The organism is Frondihabitans sp. VKM Ac-2883, from assembly GCF_015350875.1.
GTDB lineage: Bacteria > Actinomycetota > Actinomycetes > Actinomycetales > Microbacteriaceae > Frondihabitans.
In genome coordinates this window covers 44,628-69,930 of sequence record NZ_JADKSF010000006.1, presented here as the reverse complement: position 1 = coordinate 69,930, position 25,303 = coordinate 44,628, and the positions used below count along the sequence as shown (strand labels likewise).

24 protein-coding genes are annotated in these 25,303 nt (G+C 67.3%); 20 read left to right on the top strand and 4 right to left on the bottom strand.

Translation table 11 applies throughout. The annotated features are described in order from the left end of the window. The first annotated feature begins 15 nt into the window (after positions 1-15). Positions 16-1,182, top strand: a complete 1,167-nt coding sequence (locus ITJ49_RS12165; protein ID WP_194605679.1) for a mechanosensitive ion channel family protein — start codon at positions 16-18, stop codon at positions 1,180-1,182. A gap of 81 nt (positions 1,183-1,263) precedes the next feature. Here ITJ49_RS12165 and ITJ49_RS12160 read toward each other — a convergent pair whose 3' ends face one another. Next, positions 1,264-1,443 (bottom strand): hypothetical protein, encoded by a 180-nt coding sequence (locus tag ITJ49_RS12160; RefSeq protein WP_055958951.1) that lies wholly within the window; start codon positions 1,441-1,443, stop codon positions 1,264-1,266. A 76-nt stretch (positions 1,444-1,519) separates the two neighbouring features. On the opposite strand from ITJ49_RS12160, the gene ITJ49_RS12155 reads away from it, so the two are divergent. Continuing rightward, positions 1,520-2,704, top strand: a complete 1,185-nt coding sequence (locus ITJ49_RS12155) for an SLC13 family permease (RefSeq protein ID WP_194605677.1) — start codon at positions 1,520-1,522, stop codon at positions 2,702-2,704. Positions 2,705-2,746: 42 nt separating this feature from the next. Here the strand turns inward: ITJ49_RS12155 and ITJ49_RS12150 are convergent, their stop codons facing one another. Beyond that, positions 2,747-3,445, bottom strand: coding sequence for a hypothetical protein (locus ITJ49_RS12150; RefSeq protein ID WP_194605675.1), 699 nt, complete (start codon positions 3,443-3,445; stop codon positions 2,747-2,749). Between the two features lie 143 nt (positions 3,446-3,588). Here ITJ49_RS12150 and ITJ49_RS12145 point away from each other — a divergent pair, with 143 nt between their 5' ends. Further along, positions 3,589-4,809, top strand: a complete 1,221-nt coding sequence (locus ITJ49_RS12145; protein ID WP_370544498.1) for a HupE/UreJ family protein — start codon at positions 3,589-3,591, stop codon at positions 4,807-4,809. 125 nt (positions 4,810-4,934) lie between these two features. Next, a complete protein-coding gene (locus tag ITJ49_RS12140) occupies positions 4,935-7,067 on the top strand; it encodes an Ig-like domain repeat protein (RefSeq protein WP_194605671.1) in 2,133 nt (710 codons plus the stop codon). 108 nt (positions 7,068-7,175) lie between these two features. Here the strand turns inward: ITJ49_RS12140 and ITJ49_RS12135 are convergent, their stop codons facing one another. Both ITJ49_RS12135 and ITJ49_RS12130 read right to left on the bottom strand, forming a co-directional pair. Next, positions 7,176-8,006 carry a sugar phosphate isomerase/epimerase gene (locus ITJ49_RS12135; protein ID WP_194605669.1) on the bottom strand — a complete coding sequence of 277 codons (831 nt, stop codon included), beginning with the start codon at positions 8,004-8,006 and terminating at the stop codon, positions 7,176-7,178. Between the two features lie 52 nt (positions 8,007-8,058). Beyond that, positions 8,059-9,027, bottom strand: coding sequence for a magnesium transporter CorA family protein (locus ITJ49_RS12130; protein WP_194605667.1), 969 nt, complete (start codon positions 9,025-9,027; stop codon positions 8,059-8,061). Positions 9,028-9,235: 208 nt separating this feature from the next. Here ITJ49_RS12130 and ITJ49_RS12125 point away from each other — a divergent pair, with 208 nt between their 5' ends. From ITJ49_RS12125 to ITJ49_RS12050, 16 genes are all read left to right on the top strand, one after another. Further along, on the top strand, positions 9,236-9,505 hold the full coding sequence (locus ITJ49_RS12125; protein WP_194605665.1) for a hypothetical protein: 270 nt from the start codon (positions 9,236-9,238) through the stop codon (positions 9,503-9,505). A 19-nt stretch (positions 9,506-9,524) separates the two neighbouring features. Further along, entirely contained in the window at positions 9,525-10,295 is a 771-nt protein-coding gene (locus tag ITJ49_RS12120; RefSeq protein ID WP_194605663.1) for a fructosamine kinase family protein, read from the top strand. Positions 10,296-10,422: 127 nt separating this feature from the next. Continuing rightward, on the top strand, positions 10,423-11,991 hold the full coding sequence (locus ITJ49_RS12115) for a trehalose-6-phosphate synthase (protein WP_194605661.1): 1,569 nt from the start codon (positions 10,423-10,425) through the stop codon (positions 11,989-11,991). After that, complete coding sequence (gene otsB / locus ITJ49_RS12110) at positions 11,988-12,806, top strand: trehalose-phosphatase (RefSeq protein ID WP_194605659.1); 819 nt, start codon at positions 11,988-11,990, stop codon at positions 12,804-12,806. The genes ITJ49_RS12115 and otsB overlap by 4 nt, the downstream gene beginning before the upstream one ends. Positions 12,807-13,030: 224 nt before the next feature. After that, positions 13,031-13,312 (top strand): type II toxin-antitoxin system RelE/ParE family toxin, encoded by a 282-nt coding sequence (locus tag ITJ49_RS12105; RefSeq protein ID WP_194605963.1) that lies wholly within the window; start codon positions 13,031-13,033, stop codon positions 13,310-13,312. Positions 13,313-13,352: 40 nt separating this feature from the next. After that, positions 13,353-13,649 (top strand): HigA family addiction module antitoxin, encoded by a 297-nt coding sequence (locus ITJ49_RS12100; protein ID WP_055958923.1) that lies wholly within the window; start codon positions 13,353-13,355, stop codon positions 13,647-13,649. A 52-nt stretch (positions 13,650-13,701) separates the two neighbouring features. After that, positions 13,702-14,508 (top strand): hypothetical protein, encoded by an 807-nt coding sequence (locus tag ITJ49_RS12095; protein WP_194605657.1) that lies wholly within the window; start codon positions 13,702-13,704, stop codon positions 14,506-14,508. A 10-nt stretch (positions 14,509-14,518) separates the two neighbouring features. Beyond that, positions 14,519-16,303, top strand: a complete 1,785-nt coding sequence (gene ilvD, locus ITJ49_RS12090; RefSeq protein WP_228514434.1) for a dihydroxy-acid dehydratase — start codon at positions 14,519-14,521, stop codon at positions 16,301-16,303. 74 nt (positions 16,304-16,377) lie between these two features. After that, on the top strand, positions 16,378-18,240 hold the full coding sequence (locus tag ITJ49_RS12085; RefSeq protein WP_194605655.1) for an acetolactate synthase large subunit: 1,863 nt from the start codon (positions 16,378-16,380) through the stop codon (positions 18,238-18,240). Continuing rightward, positions 18,237-18,743: an acetolactate synthase small subunit gene (ilvN, locus tag ITJ49_RS12080; protein ID WP_055958918.1), complete on the top strand. Its 507-nt coding sequence runs from the start codon at positions 18,237-18,239 to the stop codon at positions 18,741-18,743. Before ITJ49_RS12085 ends, ilvN begins: the two co-directional genes overlap by 4 nt. Positions 18,744-18,822: 79 nt before the next feature. Continuing rightward, positions 18,823-19,848 (top strand): ketol-acid reductoisomerase, encoded by a 1,026-nt coding sequence (gene ilvC, locus ITJ49_RS12075; RefSeq protein WP_194605653.1) that lies wholly within the window; start codon positions 18,823-18,825, stop codon positions 19,846-19,848. 122 nt (positions 19,849-19,970) lie between these two features. Further along, on the top strand, positions 19,971-21,143 hold the full coding sequence (locus ITJ49_RS12070) for a mannitol-1-phosphate 5-dehydrogenase (protein WP_194605651.1): 1,173 nt from the start codon (positions 19,971-19,973) through the stop codon (positions 21,141-21,143). Beyond that, positions 21,140-21,652 (top strand): hypothetical protein, encoded by a 513-nt coding sequence (locus ITJ49_RS12065; protein WP_194605649.1) that lies wholly within the window; start codon positions 21,140-21,142, stop codon positions 21,650-21,652. Before ITJ49_RS12070 ends, ITJ49_RS12065 begins: the two co-directional genes overlap by 4 nt. After that, on the top strand, positions 21,649-22,050 hold the full coding sequence (locus ITJ49_RS12060; protein WP_194605647.1) for a hypothetical protein: 402 nt from the start codon (positions 21,649-21,651) through the stop codon (positions 22,048-22,050). The genes ITJ49_RS12065 and ITJ49_RS12060 overlap by 4 nt, the downstream gene beginning before the upstream one ends. 454 nt (positions 22,051-22,504) lie before the next feature. Next, entirely contained in the window at positions 22,505-24,094 is a 1,590-nt protein-coding gene (gene serA / locus ITJ49_RS12055) for a phosphoglycerate dehydrogenase (RefSeq protein ID WP_194605645.1), read from the top strand. A gap of 129 nt (positions 24,095-24,223) precedes the next feature. Next, the gene (locus ITJ49_RS12050; RefSeq protein WP_194605643.1) at positions 24,224-25,297 is read left to right on the top strand and encodes a 3-isopropylmalate dehydrogenase; all 1,074 of its coding nucleotides are present in this window, start codon (positions 24,224-24,226) and stop codon (positions 25,295-25,297) included. The last annotated feature ends 6 nt before the right edge of the window (positions 25,298-25,303 follow it).

Here is a 25,303-nt window from a genome sequence, read left to right as displayed (position 1 = left end):
CCGTAGGCTGGGTCGATGACCTGGTTACAGCCCGTCCTGTCCGTGGCCGCGGCCGTCGTGATCGCCCTCGTGGTGTCGGCGATCGTCTCCCTCGTGTTCACACTCGTCGCCAAAAGGGAGGAGTGGGCGTCGCGCCTCGTCACACGGGTGCGTCGGCCGTTCCGAGTGACCCTGCTGGTGGCCCTCGTGTGGATCGCGTTCTCGCTGTCGATGGACGACGTGGCACCGAATTACCAGGGGCACGAGATCGTGGCCCAGGTGTTCCGGTGCCTGTTGATCGTCGTCGTGGCGTGGCTCATCGGATCCTTGGCCATCTTCTTCGAAGACCTCGGGCTCGCCCGTTACCGTCTCGATCAGCCCGACAACCGGGTCGCCCGGCGTCTGCGCACGCAGGTGCTGATCATCCGGCGTCTGACGGTCGCGTTGATCGTGATCATCGCGGGTGGCGCGATCCTGCTCGGCTTCCCGGGCGTCGAGGCAGTCGGTGCCAGCGTTCTGGCGAGCGCCGGCCTCGTCTCGGTGATCGCCGGTCTCGCGGCCCAGTCGACGCTCGCGAACGTCTTCGCCGGGATCCAGCTCGCCTTCAGCGATGCGCTCCGGGTCGACGACGTCGTGGTGGTCGAGACCGAGTGGGGCCGCATCGAAGAGATCACCCTCACCTACGTGGTCGTGCACATCTGGGACGACCGCCGCATGGTGCTGCCTTCGACGTACTTCACGACGACCCCGTTCCAGAGCTGGACGAGGCGCAACTCGGAGCTGCTCGGCTCGGTCGACTTCGACCTCGACTGGAGAGTGACGCCGGGATCGATGCGACAGGAGCTCGACCGGATCCTCGACTCCACCGAGCTGTGGGATCAGCGTGTCAAGGTGCTGCAGGTGACGGATGCCGTGGGCGGTTTCGTGCACGTGCGCATTCTCGTGTCGGCGGTCGACTCGGCCTCGCTGTTCGACCTGCGATGCCTGGTGCGCGAGGAGCTGATCTCGTGGATGCACGAGCACAGTCCGCAGTCGATGCCGCGCACCCGCGTGCAGATGGTCGAGCAGGAGGCCACACCGCGCGGCACGAAGCCGAAGTCGACCGCGGGGGAGTCGGCCCTCTTCACCGGCGAAAACGCCGACGCCGACCGAGCCGCGCTGTTCACGACGTCCATTCCCGTGATCGATCGCGACGAGGTCTAGCCGCATAACGACGCGGTCCGGCCGAACCGACCTGGCGCGCCACGTCGATTCGGCCGAACCGCGTCGGTTCGCTCGTGCGGATCAGTCGGCGTCGTTGGCCGCGTCGACGACGTTGCCGACCGCGATCGCGGTCGATGCGGCCCAGGCGACCCAGAGCAACACGAGGCGCCAGTCACGCGGACCGCTCTTCGTGGCCTTCAGCGCGCTGAAGCCGCTGAACGCCGCGCTGATGATGGCTCCGTTGAAAAGAAACTTGCGCACGCAGTACTCCTAAAGTCGAGGAATTCCGAGCGTACCCGGACCCACGCCCGTCCTGCCCAATCACCGCTGTCCGTCCATGTCACTGCAACCCACTAGGGTTTCAATTCTCATGAAGACAGCCCTCATCGGCGCGGGTCTCGCTGTGGTCGGCATCGTCGCCGCGCTCACCGGTGTCCTGTCGCCCTCCGCCCTCCTCGAACTCCTCGACCGAGTCGCCCCCGTCCTCGGCTTCGTGATTGGCTTGACGATCGTCGCCGACCTCGCCGCCGAAGCCGGCCTCTTCTCCTGGCTGGCGAGCGCCGCCGCGCGCTTCTCGCTCGGCCGGGTGTGGGTGCTCTGGCTCCTGGTCGTCGTGCTGGCCGTTCTCTGCACGGTGTTCCTGTCGCTCGACACAACCGCCGTGCTGCTGACGCCGGTCGTCGTCCTGGTCGCCCGGCGTGTGGGCGCGTCGCCCCTGCCGTTCGCGTTCACCGCCATCTGGATCGCAAACTGCGGATCGCTGCTGCTGCCGGTGTCGAACCTGACCAACCTGCTGGCCGTGCATGCGCTCGGCAACCCCGCTCCGCTCTCGTACGCGGCATTGGTCGGCCCCGCGGCGGCGGTCGGGATCCTCGTCCCTCTCATCGCCATCGCCATCCGCTACCGCCGCGAGCTGTCGGGCCGCTTTCCCGCCGTGTCGTCCGAACCCGCCTCGGACCGCCCCCTGTTCATCGTCGCCGCCGTGGTCGTCGTGCTGCTCGTGCCCGCCCTCGTCTCGGGGATCGAGGTGTGGATCCCGGCGGCCGACGCGGCTCTCGTGCTCGTCGTCGCCTTCGCGATCCGACGTCGGGCCGCGCTGAAGCTCACGCTGGTGCCGTGGGGCACGCTGCTGTTCGCCTCGGGGTTGTTCCTCGTCGTGGCGGCGGCCCAGGCGCTCGGGCTCGCCCGGCTGCTCGGCGACCTCGTGGGCACCGGCGACGATTTCGGCTCGCTGCTGCGGCTCTCGGGCGGCGCCGCCCTGTCCGCGAACGCGGTCAACAACCTTCCCGCCTATCTGGCGCTCGAGCCGGTCGGCGGATCGGAGCTGCGTCTCGTCGCGATCCTGATCGGCGTGAACCTCGGCTGCATCGTGACCCCGTGGGCCTCGCTGGCGACGCTGCTGTGGCACGGCCGACTCGCCGCCCTCGACGTCGAGGTGCCGTGGAAGAGGTTCATCCTCGCCGGCCTCGTGCTTACCGTCGTGATGCTGCCCCTGTCGATCCTGGCCCTGGTCGCCTTCTAGCTGTCTCTCGACCCGCGAGGGGCGATTAGAGCTCAGGATCCGCTAGCGCACCCACACGACAGTGCCGTTGAGGTCGCTCAGCACGGCGGCGATACCCGCGCGCAGGGCCCGGCCCGCTCGGTCGTCGGTGAACGTGGAGGCGTCGTAGTGGCTGGGCGTGCCGAGTCCCTCGCCGCGGAACCCGGCGCCGGTCCAGTCAGCCGCGGTGACGTTCGAGGTCGGCTCGGCGATCTCAGCGCCGAGCACGAGGAACTGCTGATGCAGGGCGCTCGGTGAGAGGGCGGCGAGCGGATCGACCATGCCGTTGCCGACGCTGATCACGAGGTCGGCTTTCTTCTCGATCGCCGTCGTGACGGCAGCGAGCCGGTCGTCGAGGGAGGAAGCTACGACGGGCGTCACCGTGACGTCGGATGAGGCGGCCCACGACTTCACAGAGCTGATCAGCGTGCGCGTCGGGGCGTCGTCGCCGCTCGAGAGGAGCACGACGCGGTACCCGGCGGGCGGGTGCACGTCGTCCCACGAGCCGGGCTCGGGTCGGAGCGTGCCCTCGGGTGCGGGTGGCTTGTCGGGATCGTAGAACCCGGCACCGAGCGCCGAGGCCGAGCTCGTGGCAGTCGGCGCCGTATCGGCGGCGGTCGACGAGTCGATCCCGGTGGGCGAGAGCGCGCTGCCGCACCCGCTGAGGAGGAGCGCCGCGGTGACGGCGAGCGGCCCCAGGGCAAGGAATGCGCGGCTCTTCACGAGATCTCCCGACGTGTGATGGTGCGTGATCGCCACAATGCAATCACGACGGTCGGGCGCCGAAGGGCCGAGCGTCGATCTGTCTGCGGTCCGGTCACCAGCTGTTCCCCTCCCGTCCACCCGCACGCGCAATCGTCTTGCCAGTGACCCGTCTCAGCAGTGCCCTGCTCCTTCTCGCCCTCCTCGCAGCCTCCCTCTTCGTCGGCGCTTCGGCTGCCTCCGCTCACGGCTTCTCGTCGGTCGTGTACGCGCATGTCTCGTCGACCGAACCGGAGCGTGTGCAGGCCAAGCTCGCCCTCGAGTACGACCTGATGCTCGTGTCAGTGGGCACCAGCGAGAACGACGACGCGTTCTACCGCGTGGGCCAGAAGGCCTGGGATGACGGCGACTATCCCGGCATGGTCGAGGCGGCGGAGCAGAACCACGACGCCCTGGCCGACTACGTGTCGAAGCGGTTCAGCGTGAGGGCGGCCGGCGGCGAGCAGTGCACCGCCGAACTGCAGAAGAACGTCACCGTCGACCTCCAGGACGAGGTGCCCTACGCGAACCTCGTCGTCGACTACAGCTGCCCCGCCCCGTCGAAGACCCAGAGCGGGCACACGCTCACATCGACGCTCTTTCCCGACAGCGAGACGTTCGTGACAGGCACCAAGACGATCGTGGTCTACGCCGTCGACGGGAAACAAGGATCCGCGACCCTCGACGCGGGGCAGAAGTCATTCTCGACCGAGCAGACCTCGTTCCAGCGGTTCGGCGAGTTCTTCCGCCTCGGGGCCGAGCACCTGCTCGGCGGCATCGACCACCTGCTGTTCCTCGTCGCGCTGATCGCCGGATCGCGTCGGCTCCGGGAGGTCGTCCTGGCCGCGTCGGCATTTACCGTCGCGCACTCCATCACGTTCATCCTCGCCGCTCTCGGCGTCGTCAGTCCGCCGTCGATCGTCGTGGAGCCGCTCATCGCCCTGTCGATCGCCGCTGTCGCCGGGTGGTATCTGTGGCGGCTCTGGCGTCGTCGCTCCGGCGCGGATGAGCTCGTCGTGCCAGCGTCGGCAGGGCACTTCGCCCTCGATCGTGCCGGCTGGGCCCGACTCGCGGTCGTCTTCGCGTTCGGCCTCATCCACGGGCTCGGCTTCGCGGGAGCCCTGGGCATCCACGAGGCGTTCTCGGGGCAGTTGCTCATCTCGCTGCTGATCTTCAACGTCGGAATCGAAGCGGTCCAGCTGGCGATCATCGTCCTCGTCTTCCCGCCCCTGTCGGTGCTCCGCAAGCGGGCACACCGGGCGTCACTCGTCGTGACCGGCATCGTCACGGCGGGGGTGTTCGTGATGGGGATGATCTGGTTCGTCGAGAGAGTGGCCGCGGGCTGAGGTCGGCCGGGCCGGATCCTGCGTTCCGTGCAAGAAGGCCATTCAGCGTTTACTTATCGTTTGTGCGGCTTCGGCAAAGTCTTTCGTGCATGACCTCCTCTGATCACGAGAAACGGACCACACGCATGAGCTTCACCACAGTCGCCGCCAGCCGGCGCAGATCGACCTCACTCCGTGTCGGCGGGGTGTTCCTCGGGGCAGCGCTGCTCGCCGGCGCCTCCTTCGTCGGCACCAGCCAGGCGGAAGCCGCCACGAACACCCCCACCAGCAACATCTCGGCCACTGGCGCGCCGATCCACATTCTGCTCGGCGTCGGCGCAACTGAGAGCCAGCGCATCGCCTCGTGGTACTTCCCGACGAACGTCGACCAGTCGCTCGTGATTCAAAAGACCAGCGAGATGACCGGCGGCGCCTTCACTTCCGCCGCGCAGACCATCGCCGCCAGCAAGGCGCTGAACACGGCTGCCGACACGAGCACCACCGACTCGAACACGAAGTCGATCCCCGGCATCACCGCGGAGTCGGGCTACATCAACGCGCACGCGACGATCTCCGACCTGCAGCCGAACACCAGCTACACCTACCGCGTCGGCGCGGCGGACGGCAGCGCCTGGTCGACGTCGTACACGTTCACGACGAAGAGCTTCTCGGGTGACTTCGACTTCCTGTTCTTCGGCGACCCGCAGATCGGCTCGTCGGGCTTCACCGACGACGACGGCGCCGGCTGGGCTGCGACGCTCAACTACGCCACCACGAACACGCCGAACGCCGAGCTCCTCGTCTCGGGCGGCGACCAGATCGAGCACGCCAACAACGAGTACGAGTGGGGCGCCTTCGCCGACAGCTCGTCCATCCTGAAGCAGTACCCCTGGGCTTCGACGATCGGCAACCACGACGTGGGCGGCAAGTCGTACGAGCAGCACAACAAGGTGCCGAACTCGCTCAAGGTGCCGGACTTCTACCCGGGCGGCGCGACGACGACGACCTCGGGCGGCGACTACTGGTACATGTACAAGGGCGTCCTGTTCATCGACATCAACTCGAACGCCTACTCGGGCGGCTCCGACGCTCAGCACGTGAGCTACGTCCGCGACGTCATCAACCGCTACGGCGACGACGCGAAGTGGACGGCTCTCGTCTACCACCACTCGATCTACTCGCCGGCCGACCACGCGAACGACACCGACAACCAGCAGCGTCGCTTCGACTTCACGAAGGCGTTCTCGGATCTCGGCGTCGACGTCGTGCTCCAGGGCCACGACCACAGCTACTCGCGCAGCTACGCCATCAAGAACGGCAAGAAGGCCAACAAGGCTGAGCAGCCCGCAGCCCCCGAGGTCTTCGCCGGCCCCGGCGGAGTCATCTACGTGACCGCCAATTCGGCCTCCGGCTCGAAGTACTACGACCTCACCACGCCCGACGCCACGCAGGGCGGCTACGGAGCCGACCCGCTCGACCCCACCGGCAAGCGCCACTGGGCCAACTCGGTCGAGAACCAGGAGCACGTCCGCACCTACACGAAGGTGTCGGTCACCGATTCGAAGCTCAAGGTCGACACCGTCCGCGCCGGTGACTGCTCCGCTCCGAACTCGGCCGTCGTCAACGGCAAGGTCTCGAGCTGCGGCGTCACGCTCCAGCCGACGGCCACCGCCGACCCGGCCGCAATCGGTTCGCTCGTCGACAGCTTCACGCTTCTCGGAGCGCTTCCGAAGACCACCACCACGGTGAGCGTCTCGAAGTCGTCGCAGGCATACGGCTCGGCTTCGCCGGTGACTGTCACCGCGACCGTCTCGGGCGGAATCGGCACGCAGGGCGGCGAGGTCACCTTCTTCGAGGGCACCACGAAGCTCGGCACGGCGACCGCGACCAACGGCAAGGCCAGCCTCACGCTCCCGAAGACCTTCGCGATCGGCAGCCACGCCATCACGGCGTCGTTCGCGAACGACTCGGAATACTCAGGATCCGACTCGGCGTCGAAGAGCACGGCGGTCACGGTCACCAAAGCTCCCTCGACCACGACCCTGAAGTACTCGGCCAAGAAGGTCACCGTCTCGGTCAAGGCGTCCGGCCTCACGGTCGGCGGCACCGCGACGATCAAGGACGGCACGACGTCGATCAAGAAGGTCACGATCGCGTCCGGCACCGGGTCGGCAACGGTCTCGCTGAAGAAGGGCACGCACAAGCTGCACGTCGTCTTCTCGGCGACGCCCAAGATCGCCTCCAGCACCAGCTCCACGCTGTCGGTGACGGTCAAGTAGCCCGACTGGCACGACGGCGCTGAGTCGCCGAGAGTGCAGAAACGGCCCCCAAACTACGGTTCGGGGGCCGTTTTCGTGCACTCGCCAGGGCGCGAAAGGAAGGCGCGACTAGCGGGCGAGTTCGATGCGCGGGGCGGCAGCCGTGCGGCCTTCCTGCAGCGCCACGCGAGCGAATGCCAGCGTCTCGCGGAGCAGTGCAAGCCGGACCGTGTCGGATCCTGCCTTCTTCGTGTTTACCTCGGCGATGATGGATCCCGACCAGTCCCGTGCCGCCAACTCCCGAAGCACGGCGGCGACCGGCTCTTTGCCGCGGCCGGGTACGAGGTGCTCGTCGAAGATGCCGCCATCGTCCGAGACGCGCGAGCCGTCGCAGAGATGCACGTGGCGGAGACGCCCGTCGAGGGCCCGGGCCAGCTCGAGCGAGTCTCGGCCCGACAGCGAGGCGTGCGAGAAGTCGAGGGTGGCGGCGTCGCAGTCCATCAGGCTCGGATCCCAGCCGGGGGCGTACATCTTCATCGACCGACCCGCGATCTTCCACGGGAACATGTTCTCGACGGTGACGGTGACTTCGTAGCGGCAGGCCACCGCGCGCACGACGTCGAGGAACTCCTCGGCGTAGCCCTGCTGCCAGCGGAACGGCGGGTGCACGACGACCGTCGACGCACCCACTTCGCGGGCGAGTTCGGCCGACCGCTCGAGCTTGACTCGCTGGTCGCGGCCCCAGACGAAGTGCGTGAGCAGCAGCACGGGTGCGTGGATCGAGAGGACCGGTTGCCCCGTGTCGCGAGAGAGCTCGAGGATCCGAGACGCGCGGTGCGTCGCCGGATCGTTCGTGACCATGATCTCGACGCCGTCGAAGCCGACCTCGCGCGACAGCGAGAAGGCTTCGGCGAGGCCGAGGGGGAAGGCGCAGGAGGTGCTCATGCCGACGCGGATCATGGCGCCACGGTAGATCGTGCATGTGGCGTATCAGTGAACGCTACATGGCTTGTTACAGCCAGTCTCGCCGCTTGAACGAGGCATACAGCGTCAGCGACACCGCGACGATGGCGATGCTGGAGAAGATCACGCCGCCCTCGTGCCCGAATCCGGGGAACGGCACGTTCTGGCCGAAGTACCCCGTAATTGCCGTGGGCACCGCGATGATCGCGGCCCAGCTCGTCACCTTTTTCATCACCAGGTTCATGCGATTGCTCTGGATGCTGAGGTTCGTGTCGAGGATCGTCGACACGAGGTCCCGCAGGCTGTCGGTCTGCTCGATCACCCGCAGCACGTGGTCGTACACGTCCTGGAAGTACGGACCCATGTCGGGGGCGAACTTGGTGTCGTCGCGACGCAGCAGGGTGTTCAGGATCTCGCGCATCGGGTTCACGACGCGGCGGAGCGTCACGAGGCTCTTGCGCAGGGCGAACGACCGGCGCTGGATCTCCATCGTCTGCTGCTTGATGTCGAAGAGGTTCTCCTCGAGCCCGTCGATCGCGTCGTCGAGGGCGTCGGCCGTGTCGTACTGGTTGTCGACGATGCGGTCGAGGAGCCCCCAGACGAGAAAGGCCACGCCCTTCGACGAGAGGTCCTCGTTGTCGTCCCAGGTCTTCATGAGCTGGGTTGCGTCGAATCCCTCGTCGTGGATCGTGACCATCGCCCGCTTGGTGATGAACGCCTTGACCTCGTGCGTCGCCATAGTGCCCGAGTCCTGATCGAAGGCGACGTTGTACATCACCGCGAACAGGAAGTTCTCGTACCGGTCGAGCTTCGGTCGCTGGCTGGGCTCGAGGGCATCCTCGATCGCGAGCTCGTGCAGGTTCATCTCGTCGCCGACCTTGTCGATGTCGGCTTTCGTCGGATTCACGAAGTCGACCCAGATCATGCAGTCGTCAGATTCGAGGTAGTCGCTGACGTCGTCGATGGCGAAGTCTTCGCCGACGAGTTCGCCGGCGCGGTAGGCGCGGGTGCGGTGCATTCCGCGATCGTAGCCCGGCGCTGCTGTGCGACGCGTTTCGGCCAAACCGACCCGGCGCGCCACGTCATTTCGGCCGAATTGCGTCACTTTTCTTTTCGGAGAGCTGATCCCGTAACCCACAGACTGGTCGATTTGCCAAACACCAGGTATTAACGAGATATTTCTCAGGGATGCTCGGGTACCTCAGGTACCTGAGAACGGAGGCAGGATGAGCGAAACAGAGTCCGCACCGGCACGCGTCTTCGAGAAGCGCTGGTGGCTGTGGTGCATCGCGATCGCCACGTTGATCGCCATCTACGATTTCCGTAGCCGACTGAGTGAGAAATGGTCTCTCGTGTCTCAGGCCGAGGCAATTGCTGCTCTCGTCGGCCTGATCGTCGTGTCTGTCCTGTGGCGCGGCAAGATCGTCCAAGGCTTCCTCCTCATCAGCGCCGGCCTCTGCGTCTTCACAGCCATCCGGACGACGTTCGGGCACTGACACGGGCCAGACTGAAGCGATGAGCTTCGTCAAAACCCGCCCCGACGCATCCGACGGCTTTTTCGAGGCGGAGGCGGCTGGGTTGGCGTGGCTGGCCGAGGCCACCGTCGGCGGGGGAGCCCGCGTCGCAGGCGTCGACGAGGTGGCGCCCGGCCGCATCGCCCTCGAAGAGATCCACGAGACGCGCCCCACCGCCGACGCAGCGACGGCGTTCGGCAGAGCGCTCGCCGTCACGCACGCCGCGGGGGCCGCCGCCTTCGGCGCACCGCCCACCGGCTGGAGCGGCCCCACCTTCATCGGCAGCCGCCCGATGCGAACCGACCCGAAGCCGACCTGGGGCGTCTTCTACGCCCAGCAGCGAGTGCTGCCCTACCTCGACATCGCGGTTCGCGCCGGGACGGTCACCGAGACCGAAGAGCGCAGGATCCGAGACACCTGCGACGCGATCTCACACGGAGCGTTCGATGACGGCGAGACGCCCGCGAGGCTTCACGGCGACCTCTGGGCCGGCAATGTGCTCTTCTCGCACGGCGGCGTCGTGCTGATCGACCCCGCGGCCCACGGGGGCCACCGCGAGACCGACCTCGCCATGCTCGCCCTGTTCGGCTGCCCGTTCCTCGACGACATCGTCGCGGCGTACGACGAAGCCGCTCCGCTCCGGTCGGGGTGGCAGGAGCGCGTGCCGCTGCACCAGCTGCACCCGCTCGCGGTGCACGCGGCCGGGCACGGCCGGAGCTACGGCGTCGCGCTGGCCCGAGCTGCCGACGCGACTTTCGATCTGCTGACCTGATTTGCGGTCGACGCCCCGTCGGATCCTGCGCTCTCTCTTCACGCTGAACCGACCGGTTCGACCCGCTGATAGCCTTTGAGCGCCCGGGGCGACGCCCCCGAGAGATCGAGCGGAGCACCTCTTCACCATGTCTGACCAGGCCGAACACCCCGCCACCGAGCCGACCACCGGCGAGACCTACGGTTTCGTCGTCGTCTCGAACCGCCTTCCCGTCGACCACACCGTCGACGAGAACGGCGACGTGAAGTGGGAGCACTCCCCGGGCGGGCTCGTCACCGCGCTGGAGCCCGTCATGCGCGTCAACGACGGCGCCTGGATCGGCTGGGCAGGCAAGCCCGACCTCGAGTTCGAGCCTTTCGAGAACGACGGTATCAACGTCGTTCCGGTGCCTCTCAGCGCCGAAGAGGTCGAGCGGTACTACGAGGGATTCAGCAACGACACCCTGTGGCCGCTCTACCACGACGTCATCTCGGCGCCGACCTACCACCGCGTCTGGTGGGAGTCGTACGTCCAGGTCAACCGGCGCTTCGCCCAGCGTGCCGCCGAGGTCGCCGAGCAGGGTGGTGTCGTCTGGGTGCAGGATTACCAGCTCCAGCTCGTGCCGCAGTACCTCCGCGAACTGCGCCCCGATCTGACGATCGGCTTCTTCAACCACATTCCGTTCCCTCCCCTCGGCATCTTCTCGCAGCTGCCCTGGCGCGAGGCGATCCTGACCGGCCTGCTCGGGGCCGACGTGATCGGGTTCCAGCGCGCCGACGACGCCTCGAACTTCTCCCGGTCGGTTCGTCACCTCCTCGGCTACGCGACCACCCGCCCTTACATCGACGTGCCGGTCGACGACGAGTCGGCCCCGCTCGAGCGACGCGGCAAGAAGGTGCGCCGGGTGCTCGCGAAGCAGTTCCCGATCTCGATCGACTCCGCGGGCTACGAGGCGCTGTCGCGGCGCCCCGATATCCAGGCTCGGGCGCGAGAGATCCGCGAGGGTCTCGGCAACCCCAAAACGGTGATCCTGGGCGTTGACCGCCTCGACTACACCAAGGGCATTCGCCACCGCATGAAGGCGTTCGGCGAGCTCCTCCACGACGGCCGTCTGGATGTCGAAGACGCCACACTCGTGCAAGTGGCCTCACCGAGCCGTGAGCGCGTGACCGCCTACATGGAGCTCCGCGACGAGATCGAGCTGACCGTGGGGCGCATCAACGGCGACTTCGCGACGATGAGCCACACCGCCATCAGCTACCACCACCACGGCTACCCCCGCGAAGAGATGGTCGCGCTCTATCTCGCGGCCGACATCATGCTCGTCACGGCCCTTCGGGACGGCATGAACCTCGTCGCCAAGGAGTACGTGGCTGTACGCCACGACAACGACGGCGTGCTCATCTTGAGCGAGTTCGCCGGTGCGGCCGACGAGCTGCGAAGTGCGTTGCTCATCAACCCGCACGACATCGGCGGCCTCAAGAACACGATCATGCGCGCCATTGAGATGCCGAAGCGCGACCGGGTCACACGCATGCGCGCCCTCCGCCGCCGTGTGCTCGACAACGACGTCGCGGCCTGGTCGGCGAAGTTCTTGGAGGCGCTGGCCGATGTGCGGCCCGGCCATCGCGTCGCCGCTCCACCGAAGGGAACCGAGGTGGCGTCGAACGATGCCGCATCGACCGATGGCTCGGCCTCGTCGGAGCCCGCCGCATGAGCGCCGTGACACCGGGCGCCGCCTCGACCCCGGCCGAATCCTCTGACACCGCTTTCGCCGATGCCCTCGGCATTCTCGCGACGGCCCCCCGCCTCCTAGTCGCGCTCGACTTCGACGGCACCCTTGCCCCCGAGGTCGATGCGCCGCTCCACGCGCGTGCTCTTCCCGAGGCGCACGAGGCCATGCTCCGTCTGGCCGGACTGCCCGAGACGCACGTCGCCCTCGTCTCCGGTCGTGCTCTCGACAGCCTGATCGAGGTCTCGGAGGCTCCCGACTCGATCCTGCTGGTGGGCTCGCACGGGGTGGAGTACCGAATCGACGGCGACGCCGAGGTCGGGCTGGACGACGACGAGCAGGCGCTCCGGGCCGAGCTGCAGACGATCCTCACGGAGGTCGCCGCTCCCTTCGACGAGGTCCACGTCGAAGAGAAGCCCGCCGGGTTCGCTCTGCACACTCGGCTCGCCGACGCCGAGGTCACTGCCACCGTCGAGCGCGAAGCTCGGCGCCGTGTCGCCGAGACGGCCGCCGGCGCCACCGAGCGGGCGGGCAAGAACGTGCTCGAATTCGCGGTTCGAAGTGCCTCCAAGGGCGACGGCCTCGATCGACTCCGCGAAATGACGGGCGCAACGGCGATCTTCTTCGCGGGCGACGACGTGACCGACGAAGACGGATTCCGCGCTCTGACGGCCTCCGACTTCGGTCTCAAGTGCGGCCCCGGCGAGACCGCGGCGGGTTATCGAGTACCCGATCCGGCTGCTGTGGCTCACGTGCTGGCCGACCTCGCGGAGCTCCGCGCGCACCTCGGTCGCTCCTAGCTCCTGCCCGCGTCGCCGGCCGCCTAGGGCGTCCAGCGTCGGCTGTCGGCTGTCGCGGCGGCTTCGCCTCCCGTGCCGAGAGTGCCGAAGTTGCCGAGAGTGCCGAAGTGGGGGTCTTCGACGGCCTCAGGGCCCTATTCGGCCACTCTCGCCGTGCGGCAGGGCCGGTAGCGGCCGCCCTCGACAATCTTGACCCTAATAACGCCAAACGTTACTATTTAGACGTGATCCAATCCTTCTCCACAACCGAGACCGAGCGGGTCTGGCGTCGCGTCCGGGCCGCGCGACTCGGCCCCGATCTTCAGAGGATTGCCCACCGAAAGCTGCTGATGCTCGATGCCGCAGAGCTCCTCAACGACCTCCGAGTGCCGCCCGGCAACCGGCTCGAGCAACTGAGAGGCGATCGAGCCGGCCAGCACAGCATCCGGATCAACGACCAATACCGCATCTGCTTCGTCTGGAGCGCCCGGGGGCCGGGCGACGTTGAGATAACGGACTACCACTGATGAAACCAACCCGTCACGACATCGAGCCGAGGAGCGAGCGATGACCGAGATCCACGCACCCATCCACCCGGGAGAAATTCTCCTGGAGGAGTTCCTGGCACCCCTCAAGATCAGCCAGTACCGTCTCGCGAAGACGGTTGGGGTCCCGCCCCGCCGCATCAACGAGATCGTCCACGGCACGCGCGGCATCACTCCCGACACGGCCCTCCGCCTCGGAAGGGCCCTTGGCACCACGGCACGCTTCTGGCTGAACCTCCAGACGAGATACGACCTCGACATCGCGACCGAGTTGCACCGCGACGAACTCGTCGGCATCGTCTCCCTCGTCGGGGCCTGAACAATGCTCGGGGTAGCCCCCGAAACAGCCCGCAAAAGCGCACAATCGACCCATGGACGATCGTCGTCGTGATCTCGAGCGCCGGGTCTACGGCCAAGCGACGCCCGACCCGGCCGATGTCGCGGAGCTGAACCGTCTGCTCGGCGAGGCGTCAGTGACGAAGCGGGCAGCCCATGATCCTGCGCTCGCCCCCGCCGAAGGCGACGCCGGAGGGCAACCCGAGCCTTGGGCCCGCCCCGCTCGCGCCTGGCTGGCCGGGGGAGCGGTGGCCGTGATCGCTGCCGCCCTCATCGGGGCCGGCGTGTCGCATTCGATCCGTGCCGCGGGCACCGGCGACAGTCCGGGCACCCCCGTGTCGAGCGCCGATCAGCGGGCGGCCGAGGCCGACGGTGCCGTCGCCGAGACCCTGGGAGACGAGTACTTCGATCAGGTGCAGACGAAAGGCGACATCCCCGACGTGACTCTGCCCCGCATCGACGCGTCGAGCACGCGGCGCGTCTTGGCGCAGTGGGGGCAGTCCGACGACGGGGCCGGCATCTGGGTTGCCCGGGGCACCGATCGGTCGTACTGCCTCGTCATGAGCGTCGGATCCACGCGCGGAGCCAGCTCGTGCACGCCGCGGGCCCAGGCTGCGGCTACGGGTGTGCGCCTCGATCTGGTCACGGCCGGTGGCGCCTCGATCTCTGCGCGGTGGAACATCTCCGCCGGGATCCTCGAGGTCTCGCCGTTCCCCGCCGGGCAGAAATCGCCGGAGTCCGTCGACCTCTCGGCCACGCCGCAGGCGACCACCCATGTCACCCTCGACACGGGTTCAGGCGCCATCGTCGTCCGGTCCGGTGCGCCCTCGACGAAGCCCTAAACTGAGCGACATGTCTGAGAACTTCACGGCCAGGGCTTCTGACGACGGCGTCGACGCGGCAGCTACCGACGCGGCAGCCATCGACGCGGCCCTTATTGACGCGGCACCCATTGACATCAAGCCCCGTAGTAGAGACGTCACCGACGGCATCGAAGCCACCACCTCGCGAGGAATGCTCCGCGCGGTCGGAATGGGCGACGCCGACTGGGAAAAACCGCAGATCGGCATCGCATCGTCGTGGAACGAGATCACGCCCTGCAACCTGTCGCTCAACCGTCTTGCCCAGGGTGCCAAAGAGGGCGTCCACTCGGGCGGCGGCTACCCGCTGCAGTTCGGCACGATCTCCGTCTCGGACGGCATCGCCATGGGCCACGAGGGTATGCACTTCTCGCTCGTCTCGCGCGAGGTCATCGCGGACAGCGTCGAGACCGTGATGATGGCCGAGCGTCTCGACGGATCGGTCATGCTCGCCGGCTGCGATAAGTCGCTCCCGGGCATGCTCATGGCTGCGGCCCGTCTCGACCTCGCCAGCGTGTTCCTCTACGCCGGATCGATCGCACCCGGCTGGGTCAAGCTGAGCGACGGCACCGAGAAAGACGTCACGATCATCGACTCGTTCGAGGCGGTGGGCGCGGCGAAGGCCGGCACCATCTCGGAGGAAGACCTCTACGCCATCGAGTGCGCGATCGCCCCGGGCGAGGGCGCCTGCGGCGGCATGTACACGGCCAACACGATGGCCTCGGTCGCCGAAGCCCTCGGTATGTCGCTTCCAGGATCCGCTTCGCCGCCCTCCGCCGATCGTCGCCGCGACTACTTCGCCCACCGCTCGGGCGAGGCCGTCGTCAACATGCTCAAGAAGGGCATCACGGCGCGCGACATCCTCACCAAAGACGCCTTCGAGAACGCGATCGCCGTTGCCATGGCATTCGGCGGCTCCACCAACGTCGTTCTCCACCTGCTCGCGATCGCCTACGAGGCCGAGGTCGAGCTGACCATCGACGACTTCAACCGCATCGGCGACAAGGTGCCTCACATCGGCGACCTCAAGCCCTTCGGCAAGTACGTCATGAACGACGTCGACCGCCACGGTGGCGTTCCCGTCGTCATGAAGGCGCTGCTCGACGCCGGTCTGCTGCACGGCGACTGCCTCACCGTCACCGGCAAGACCGTGGCCGAGAACCTGGCCGACATCAAGCCGAAGCCGCTCGACGGCGAGGTGCTCCGCACCCTCGACAACCCGATCCACCCGACCGGCGGCCTCACGGTGCTCAGCGGATCCTTGGCTCCCGAGGGCGCCGTCGTCAAGACCGCCGGGTTCGACGCCGAGGTGTTCGAGGGCCCCGCCCGGGTCTTCGAGCGGGAGCGTGCCGCGATGGACGCCCTCACCGAGGGGCGTATCGCCAAGGGCGACGTGGTGATCATTCGCTACGAGGGTCCGAAGGGCGGCCCAGGCATGCGCGAGATGCTCGCCATCACGGCCGCGATCAAGGGCGCTGGGCTCGGCAAAGATGTACTACTGTTGACGGACGGACGATTCTCAGGCGGCACAACCGGCCTGTGCATCGGCCACATAGCACCCGAAGCGGTCGACTCCGGTCCGATCGCATTCGTGCGCGATGGTGATCTGATTCGGGTCGATATCGCAGCTCGTTCGCTCGACCTACTCGTCGATGCAGCAGAGCTAGAAGCCCGCCGTGACGGCTGGGCACCTCTGCCTCCCGTGTATACCCGGGGGGTCCTTGCCAAGTACGCACGCCAGGTGAGATCCGCGGCAGAGGGCGCCGTCACCTACTGACGCCCCGTCGTCGCCTGACACTGCCCGGGCGGGCAGCCTCTCGTCAATCACCAGCTCCCAAGGAATCGGCACCGATGCCTCCAGAAATCAGCCCCCTGCCCACGGCTCCGGCGCGCACGCGTCCGGCCGGCCCCGAGATCCTGACCGGTTCGGGCGCGATCCTCCGCTCGCTCGAGAAGCTCGGCGTCACCGACGTCTTCGGTCTGCCCGGTGGGGCGATCATCCCGTTCTACGACGAGCTGATGGCCTCGACGACGATCCGACACATCCTCGTGCGCCACGAGCAGGGCGCCGGCCACGCCGCCGAGGGCTACGCCTCGGCCTCCGGTCGGGTGGGCGTCGCGATCGCGACCTCCGGCCCCGGTGCGACGAACCTGGTGACGGCGATCGCCGACGCCTACATGGACTCGGTACCGCTCCTCGCCATCACCGGCCAGGTGTTCTCGACACTGATGGGAACGGACGCCTTCCAGGAGGCCGACATCGTGGGCATCACGATGCCGATCACGAAGCACTCGTTTCTCGTCACCAAGCCGGAAGACATCCCGGCGACCCTGGCGGCCGCGTACCAGATCGCCTCGACCGGCCGTCCCGGCCCGGTGCTCGTCGACATCACCAAAGACGCCCAGCAGCTCAAGGCACCGTTCGTCTGGCCCGAGTCGGTCGACCTGCCCGGCTACCGCCCCATCACGAAGGCGCACGGCAAGCAGATCACGGCGGCCGCCCAGATGCTGGCCGAGGCCAAGCAGCCGGTCTTCTACGTCGGGGGAGGCGTGATCCGCTCCGGCGCGTCCGCCGAGCTCAAGACGCTCGTCGAGGCCACCGGTGCCCCCGTCGTCACGACCCTCATGGCGCGAGGAGCTTTTCCCGACACCCACCAGCAGCACCTCGGCATGCCCGGGATGCACGGCACAGTGCCCGCCGTCCTCGGCCTCCAGGAGAGCGATCTGATCGTTGCTCTGGGCGCGCGGTTCGACGACCGCGTCACCGGCAAGGCCGACCTGTTCGCGCCGAACGCCAAGGTCGTCCACGTCGACATCGACCCCGCCGAGATCTCGAAGATCCGCATCGCCGACGTGCCGATCGTGGGCGACGCCCGCGAGGTCATCATCGACCTCACAGCGGCCTTCGCCGTCGCGACCTCGGGCGGCCAGCCCGACATCTCCGCGTGGTGGATGCGCCTCGACTCGCTTCGTGAGCAGTTTCCGCTGGGCTACACCGAGCCCGATGACGGCCTCCTCTCTCCGCAGAAGGTCATCCAGCGCATCGGTCAGCTCTCCGGCCCCGAGGCTGTCTACGCCTCGGGCGTCGGTCAGCACCAGATGTGGGCCGCCCAGTTCATCGAGTACGAGCGCCCGCACGCCTGGCTCAACTCGGGCGGCGCCGGCACGATGGGCTACTCGGTGCCCGCCGCGATGGGCGCCAAGGTCGGCCAGCCCGACCGCGTCGTCTGGGCGATCGACGGCGACGGCTGCTTCCAGATGACCAACCAGGAGCTGGCCACCTGCGTCATCAACGACATCCCGATCAAGGTCGCGATCATCAACAACTCGTCGCTCGGTATGGTGCGGCAGTGGCAGACGCTCTTCTACGAGGGGCGTCACTCGTTCACCGACCTGAACACCGGCCACGAGACCAGGATGGTCCCCGACTTCGTCAAGCTGGCCGACGCCTACGGTGCGCTCGGCATCCGGGTCACCCGCGAAGACGAGATCGACGCGGCGATCCAGCTCGCCCTCGCCACCAACGACCGCCCGGTCGTGATCGACTTCGTCGTGAGCCGCGACGCCATGGTCTGGCCGATGGTTCCGCAGGGCGTCTCGAACTCCGAGATCCAGCACGCGCGCGAACTCGCCCCCGAGTGGGACGACGAGGCGCCGGGCACCAGTGCGTCCGACACCACCCGTGACGGCGACATGACAGGAGAGCACGCATGAGCCACGTCCTTTCGCTGCTCGTCGAAGACAAGCCGGGTCTGCTGACCCGTGTCGCGGGGCTGTTCGCCCGTCGCGGCTTCAACATCGAGAGCCTCGCCGTCGGCAAGAGCGAGATCCCCGGCCTCAGCCGCATCACTGTCGTCGTCGACGTCGAAGAGCTCCCGCTCGAGCAGGTCACGAAGCAGCTCAACAAGTTGATCAACGTGATCAAGATCGTCGAGCTCGACTACTCGCAGTCGGTTCAGCGCGAGCACATGCTGATCAAGGTGCGCGTCGACAACAACTCTCGCTCCCAGGTGCTCGAGGCCGTCAACCTCTTCCGCGCCAGCGTGGTCGACGTGTCGACAGACGCCCTGGTGATCGAGGTCACCGGCGACACCGGCAAGACGACGGCTCTGCTCCGCGTGCTCGAGCCGTACGGGATCAAAGAGATCTCGCAGTCGGGCCTGCTCGCGATCGGTCGCGGTGCCAAGAGCATCACCGACCGCGTGTTCAAGAACTAGCAGTACCCAGCTGTTCTCGAACCAGACCAGATCTTCTCGAACTAGAACTGCTTCACCCAACACAAGGAGAACCACGAACGTGACTGAAATCGTCTACGACAAAGATGCCGACCTCTCGATCATCCAGGGCAAGAAGGTCGCTGTCATCGGCTACGGCTCGCAGGGTCACGCGCACGCGCTGAACCTCCGCGACTCCGGCGTCGAGGTCGTCATCGGTCTGAAGGAGGGCTCGAAGAGCCGCGCCAAGGCCGAAGAGGCCGGATTCCAGGTGCTCACTCCCGACGAGGCGTCCAAGTGGGGCGACGTCATCGTGATCCTTGCGCCCGACCAGGTGCAGCGCCACGTCTACAAAGACGACATCGCACCGAACATCGAGGCCGGCAACGCGCTCGTCTTCGGCCACGGCTTCAACATCCGCTTCGGCTACATCGAAGCTCCCGAGGGCATCGACGTCGTTCTCGTCGCCCCCAAGGGCCCGGGTCACACCGTCCGCCGTGAGTTCGAGGCCGGCCGCGGCGTCCCCGTGATCGTCGCCGTCGAAGAAGACGCCACCGGCTCTGCCTGGGATCTCGCCTGGTCGTACTCCAAGGGCATCGGCGGCCTTCGCGCCGGCGGTATCAAGACCACCTTCACCGAAGAGACCGAGACCGACCTCTTCGGCGAGCAGGCCGTCCTCTGCGGTGGCACCTCGCAGCTCATCCAGTACGGTTTCGAGACCCTCACCGAGGCGGGCTACCAGCCGCAGATCGCCTACTTCGAGGTGCTGCACGAGCTGAAGCTCATCGTCGACCTCATCTGGGAGGGCGGCCTCGCCAAGCAGCGCTGGTCGGTCTCCGACACGGCCGAGTACGGCGACTACGTCTCGGGCCCCCGTGTGATCACGCCCGACGTGAAAGACAACATGAAGGCTGTTCTCGCTGACATCCAGTCGGGTGCCTTCGCGAAGCGCTTCATCGACGACCAAGACGCCGGTGCCCCCGAGTTCAAGTCGCTCCGCAAGAAGGGCGAGGAGCACCCGATCGAGGCCACCGGCCAGGAGCTCCGCGCCCTGTTCGCCTGGAAGCAGCAAGACTCCGACTACGTCGACGGTTCTGCCGCGCGCTAGTCCCTTCCAGTCAGTTGTGACAGAAACGACACCGCTTTCGGGCCGAGACACCGGTGATCACCGGTATCTTCGGCCGAAGGCGGTGTCGTTTCGCTGCGCCTCACCCGTGCGATGATCGAAGGATGGTTGTGAGCAAGAAAGCCGTCCACTTCGGTGCCGGAAACATCGGCCGCGGATTCATCGGCCAGTACCTCCAGGCCAGTGGGTACGAGGTCGTCTTCGCCGACGTCAACACCGAACTGGTCCGCACTCTCAACTCGAGCCCGTCGTACGCCGTCCACGCCATCGGCGGCGACTCCGACAGCACCACCACGGTCAGCGGTTACCGCGCGATCGACAACCGGCTCGACGAAGCCGGGGTCGTGCACGAGACTTCAACAGCCGACATCGTGACGACTTCGGTGGGGCCGAGGATCCTGCCCTCCCTCGCATCGCTCCTCGCCCGCGGTCTCGCTCAGCGCCCCGCGCACCTGCCCCCGCTCACCGTGATCGCGTGCGAGACCGCCATCGGCGCCTCCTCCACCCTCGCCGCCGTCGTGGGTCGGGTCCACGACCACGGCGAGCAGCTCGTCCGCGAGCGGGCGGTTTTCGCGAACTGCGAGATCGACCGCATCGTGCCCGAGCAGACTCCGGGCCTCGACGTCACCATCGAGTCGTTCGCCGAATGGATCGTCGATCGGGGGGCGTTCGGCGCCGCCGAGCACCCGGCGATCGACGGCGTCACCTGGGTCGACGACCTTGAGCCGTTCATCGAACGCAAGCTCTTCACCGTCAACACGGCTCACGCTGCGGCCGCCTACTACGGCTGGTCGCACGGCATCGCCAGCATCCGTGAGGCTCTGGCTTCGCCCGACGTGCACTCCGAGGTGCTCTCGGTGCTGGCCGAGACGAAGACGCTGCTCGTCGCGAAGTACGGCCTCGATCCGGCCGAGCAGCAGGCGTACATCGACCGGAACCTCGAGCGAATCGCCGACCCGCACCTGCCCGATACGACCGGGCGTGTCGGCCGCAACCCTCTCAGCAAGGTCAGTCGTCACGAGCGGCTCGTCGGGCCTGCGGCCCAGCTCGCCGAGCGCGGGCTTCCGTTCGACTCACTGGTGCGCGCTGTCCGCGCGGCGCTCGACTTCGACGTGCCCGACGACGTCGAAAGCCGAGAGCTGCAGTCGCTGCTCCGCTCGGGCGCCGGTGCCCCGCTTCTCGCCGAGACACTGACCGGCGTGTACCCCGGCCATCCGCTCTTTCCCGCTCTCGTCGACGCGGTGGCCGACCGGGTCGCGGCGAGGGTTCCCGCATGAGCCGCCCCGACCAGGTGGGCTCCGAATCGGTCGACTCTAATCCGGTGGAGTCTGAGGCGGTCGACGCCGAGTCGGTCGACTCCGACGACGAGGCGCTGAGCTGGGGCACGTCGAGCGATAAGAGCTACGTCGAGGGCCCCGTGGGTTCCCGTGCGGCTCCCGCCCCCGATGACGAATTCGACGACGAAGAAGATGAAGACGACGAACTGCCCGAGGGTGTGCTCTCGTCGGGCATGCTCGTGGCACACGGAGTCTTCGGTGCTCTTCTACTGCTCTACACGGTGGCGTGGCTTCGCGGTGTCGGCAGCGTCCAGCCGTCGTTCGACAGCACCCTCGCCGCGGTGATGTGGCGCCTCGGCACCTGGTTGGCCGTCGCCGCACCGGCCATCTGGTTCGCCGCGACCGTGTGGCTGGTCCCGACGACTCGATCGCGCACCAGAATTCTGTCGTTCATCGCGGCCGTCGTGATGCTCGTTCCGTGGCCCTTTGTGATCGGAAACCTCCTGTGAGCAGCACCACCGACACCGACGCCCTCGACGTCGGGCCCACTGAAGAAGCCTCGCCCGGCTTCGTCGGCTTGGCGATCCTGTTCACCGTCACCGCGCTGATCTTCGCCTGGAGCGTCTGGGCGGCGGTCGGCAACCTGATCCAAGTGCCGGCGCTCTTCGACCAGTATCGGTCGTTCGTCACGCAGAACGGTGCCGGCGAGCTCGCCAAATCGACGCCGTGGCCCGCGCTCATCGCGACCCTGCTCCTCCCGGTGATCGGGTGGGGTGCGGCGTGGTGGCTGGGTCGGGGTCGCGGCCTGCGGGCTCGGATCGTGTTCTTCGTCGTCTCGTATGCCGGGGTCTGCGCGCTGACGGTCAGCCTGACGAGCTACGTCTTTCGGGCGTCGTCGGTGCTCTGACGCTCCTGAGATCAGGTTGCACTGGCTCTGAACGCGGGTGGGCGCCTCCTGAGTTCAGGTGCACTGAAGCCCGACTCAGGTTAGGCGCCCTTTTACGTTGCCTTTGCAGGACCCGCCTCCCGGTCGGATCCTGAACTCCGGTATGACGCTACCTCCCTCCTAAATGCAGGAGCCCCGGGCCGCACCTCGCACCAGATGTCAGGATCCGAGGCGCCCCGGCCACGGCGGTGGTCGCGTTCCAAGAGACACGCGGCCCGCGGCTCGCCTGAACAGGTGCACGGCATTGAGCGGCGCAAATCCTCTGGAAATGGCCGAGATGAATATGGTCCGGCCACGCTGGGCATGCACTGCGGATTCCCAGGAATGGCGTCGTGCCGGGGTCGGGTGGCCCGGATCCTCGTGGCCCCGTGGCTAGGGTGGAACGACTTCCACCCCGCAAGCGTTAGGACTCCTCGTGGCCAAGCCGATCGTGCTGATTGCCGAAGAACTGTCACCCGCCACCGTCGATGCCCTCGGGCCCGACTTCGACGTGCGCACCGTCGACGGCACCGATCGGCCCGCGCTGCTCTCGGCGCTGTCGGACGCGAACGCGATCCTCGTGCGCTCGGCCACGAAGGTCGATGCCGAGGCAATCGCCGCCGCCCCGAACCTGCAGGTCGTTGCGCGCGCCGGGGTCGGCCTCGACAACGTCGACATCAAGGCCGCGACGAACGCGGGCGTCATGGTGGTCAACGCTCCGACGTCGAACATCATCTCGGCCGCCGAGCTGACCGTCGGGCACATCCTGAGCCTCGCCCGCCACATCCCGGCCGCTCACAGCGCTCTGGCCCAGGGGCAGTGGAAGCGCTCGAAATACACCGGCGTCGAGCTGTTCGAGAAGACCGTCGGCATCATCGGCCTCGGCCGCATCGGCGCGCTCATCACCGCTCGCCTCCAGGCCTTCGGCATGAACGTCGTCGCCTTCGACCCCTACATCACGCCGACGCGAGCGCAGCAGCTGGGCGTGACCCTGCTAACCCTCGACGAACTGCTCGAGACCAGCGACTTCATCACTATCCACATGCCGAAGACGCCCGAGACCACTGGCATGATCTCGACCGAGCAGCTCGCGAAGATGAAGCCGACCGCCTTCATCGTGAATGTCGCCCGCGGCGGCTTGATCGACGAGGAGGCGCTTTACGAGGCGCTCACCAGTGACACCATCGCCGGAGCCGGCCTCGACGTCTTCGTCTCGGAGCCACCCACGAACCACGACCTCCTCGGTCTCGACAATGTGATCGTCACGCCGCACCTTGGCGCCTCCACTGACGAGGCGCAGGAGAAGGCCGGCGTCTCGGTCGCTCGTTCCGTTCGGTTGGCTCTCGGCGGTGAACTCGTGCCCGACGCGGTCAATGTCGCCGGGGGAGTGATCGACGAGTACGTCCGCCCCGGCATCCCGCTGGTCGAGAAGCTCGGCCAGGTCTTCGCCGGCCTCGCCGACAGCCCGCTCACCTCGATCGACGTCGAGGTGCACGGCGACCTCACCGAGTTCGACGTCAGCGTCTACAAGCTCGCTGCGCTCAAGGGGGTCTTCTCCGATGCCGTGCAAGAGACCGTGAGCTACGTCAACGCGCCGATCCTTGCCGAGCAGCGCGGCGTGACGGTGCGCCTCCTCACCGACTCGGTCTCGGAGGAGTACCGCAACATCATCACGATTCGCGGCGCGCTGTCCGACGGCCGCCAGATCTCGGTTTCGGGCACTCTGACCGGCACGAAGCAGGTCGAGAAGATCGTGGAGATCAACGGCTACGACGTCGAGGTGCCCATCGCGGCCCACCACATCGTCATGCTCTACACCGACCGGCCCGGCATCGTCGCCGTCTACGGCAAGGAGTTCGGCGAGGCCGGAATCAACATCGCTGGCATGCAGATCGCGCGGACGTCGCCCGGGGGAGTCGCGCTGAGCGTGCTGACCATCGACAGCCCGGCGCCGGAGGGTCTGCTGGAGAAGGTCCGTCGCGCAATCGACGCCGACGTGCTGCAAGAGATCGACGTCACCCTCTGACACCGCATCCGACCTCCTGAACCGCGGCCGGCACCCTGTGGAGAACGCTCCTCGGGTGTCGGCCGTCTCGGTAAGCTGGAATTCGATCCCGGCCGCGGAAGTCGCGGCGTCGATTCGACAGGAGAACGCATGAGTCGCACGGTCCGTCTGGCAAGCATTCCGGGCGATGGCATCGGCCCCGAGGTCGTCGCAGAGGCGCTCAAGGTGCTGCGGGCCGCGACTCTCGGTGGCGAGACAGATTTCGACGTGACCGAGTTCTCTCTTGGTGCGGCGCGCTTCAAGGCCACCGGCGACATCCTCACCGACGACGATCTCGCCGCCATCGCAGGGCACGACGCGATCCTGCTGGGCGCCGTCGGCGGAGACCCGCGCGACCCCGCACTCAAGGGTGGCATCATCGAGCGGGGGCTGCTGCTCAAGCTGCGCTTCGCGCTCGACCACTACGTCAACCTGCGTCCGACCAAGGTCTACCCCGGTGTGCCGTCGCCGCTATCGACGCCAGGCGAGGTCGATTTCGTCGTCGTCCGCGAGGGCACCGAGGGCCCGTACGTCGGCAACGGCGGGTCGCTCCGCACGGGCACTCCCCACGAGATCGCCAACGAGGTCAGTGTCAACACGGCCTACGGCGTCGAACGTGTCGTCCGCTATGCGTTTGAGCTGGCACAGAAGCGTCCGGCTCATCGGCTGACTCTCGTGCACAAGACCAACGTGCTCGTCTTCTCGGGTTCGCTCTGGCAGCGCACCGTCGACGCCGTCTCCGCCGAATACCCCGGTGTGGCAGTCGACTACCAGCACGTCGACGCTGCGACGATCCACCTCGTTGCAGATCCTGCTAGGTTCGACGTCATCGTCACAGACAACCTCTTCGGCGACATTCTCACCGATCTGGCCGGCGCGATCAGCGGCGGCATCGGCCTGGCAGCCTCGGGCAACATCAACCCCGACGGCACCTTCCCCAGCATGTTCGAGCCGGTGCACGGTTCCGCTCCCGACATCGCCGGTCAGCAGAAGGCCGATCCCACGGCTGCGATCCTCTCGACGGCACTCCTGCTCGACCACCTTGGTCTCGAAACCGAGTCGGCGCGGGTCACCGCGGCGGTCGAGAGCGACATTGCGGACCGCACTGCTGGGTCACCCCGCACCACGGCCGAGGTCGGCGACGCAATCGCCGCCGCCGTGAGCCTCACTTCTTCATCCCGATAGGTGGCA

Excerpts from the sequence above, each read along its gene's own strand:
- ITJ49_RS12165 (WP_194605679.1), top strand. The coding sequence starts at position 16 with ATGACCTGGTTACAGCCCGTCCTGTCCGTGGCCGCGGCCGTCGTGATC.
- ITJ49_RS12155 (WP_194605677.1), top strand. The coding sequence starts at position 1,520 with ATGTCACTGCAACCCACTAGGGTTTCAATTCTCATGAAGACAGCCCTC.
- ITJ49_RS12140 (WP_194605671.1), top strand. The coding sequence starts at position 4,935 with ATGAGCTTCACCACAGTCGCCGCCAGCCGGCGCAGATCGACCTCACTC.
- ITJ49_RS12135 (WP_194605669.1), bottom strand. The coding sequence starts at position 8,006 with ATGATCCGCGTCGGCATGAGCACCTCCTGCGCCTTCCCCCTCGGCCTC.
- ITJ49_RS12130 (WP_194605667.1), bottom strand. The coding sequence starts at position 9,027 with ATGCACCGCACCCGCGCCTACCGCGCCGGCGAACTCGTCGGCGAAGAC.
- ITJ49_RS12125 (WP_194605665.1), top strand. The coding sequence starts at position 9,236 with ATGAGCGAAACAGAGTCCGCACCGGCACGCGTCTTCGAGAAGCGCTGG.
- ITJ49_RS12120 (WP_194605663.1), top strand. The coding sequence starts at position 9,525 with ATGAGCTTCGTCAAAACCCGCCCCGACGCATCCGACGGCTTTTTCGAG.
- ITJ49_RS12115 (WP_194605661.1), top strand. The coding sequence starts at position 10,423 with ATGTCTGACCAGGCCGAACACCCCGCCACCGAGCCGACCACCGGCGAG.
- otsB (WP_194605659.1), top strand. The coding sequence starts at position 11,988 with ATGAGCGCCGTGACACCGGGCGCCGCCTCGACCCCGGCCGAATCCTCT.
- ITJ49_RS12100 (WP_055958923.1), top strand. The coding sequence starts at position 13,353 with ATGACCGAGATCCACGCACCCATCCACCCGGGAGAAATTCTCCTGGAG.
- ITJ49_RS12095 (WP_194605657.1), top strand. The coding sequence starts at position 13,702 with ATGGACGATCGTCGTCGTGATCTCGAGCGCCGGGTCTACGGCCAAGCG.
- ilvD (WP_228514434.1), top strand. The coding sequence starts at position 14,519 with ATGTCTGAGAACTTCACGGCCAGGGCTTCTGACGACGGCGTCGACGCG.
- ITJ49_RS12085 (WP_194605655.1), top strand. The coding sequence starts at position 16,378 with ATGCCTCCAGAAATCAGCCCCCTGCCCACGGCTCCGGCGCGCACGCGT.
- ilvN (WP_055958918.1), top strand. The coding sequence starts at position 18,237 with ATGAGCCACGTCCTTTCGCTGCTCGTCGAAGACAAGCCGGGTCTGCTG.
- ITJ49_RS12070 (WP_194605651.1), top strand. The coding sequence starts at position 19,971 with ATGGTTGTGAGCAAGAAAGCCGTCCACTTCGGTGCCGGAAACATCGGC.
- ITJ49_RS12065 (WP_194605649.1), top strand. The coding sequence starts at position 21,140 with ATGAGCCGCCCCGACCAGGTGGGCTCCGAATCGGTCGACTCTAATCCG.
- ITJ49_RS12050 (WP_194605643.1), top strand. The coding sequence starts at position 24,224 with ATGAGTCGCACGGTCCGTCTGGCAAGCATTCCGGGCGATGGCATCGGC.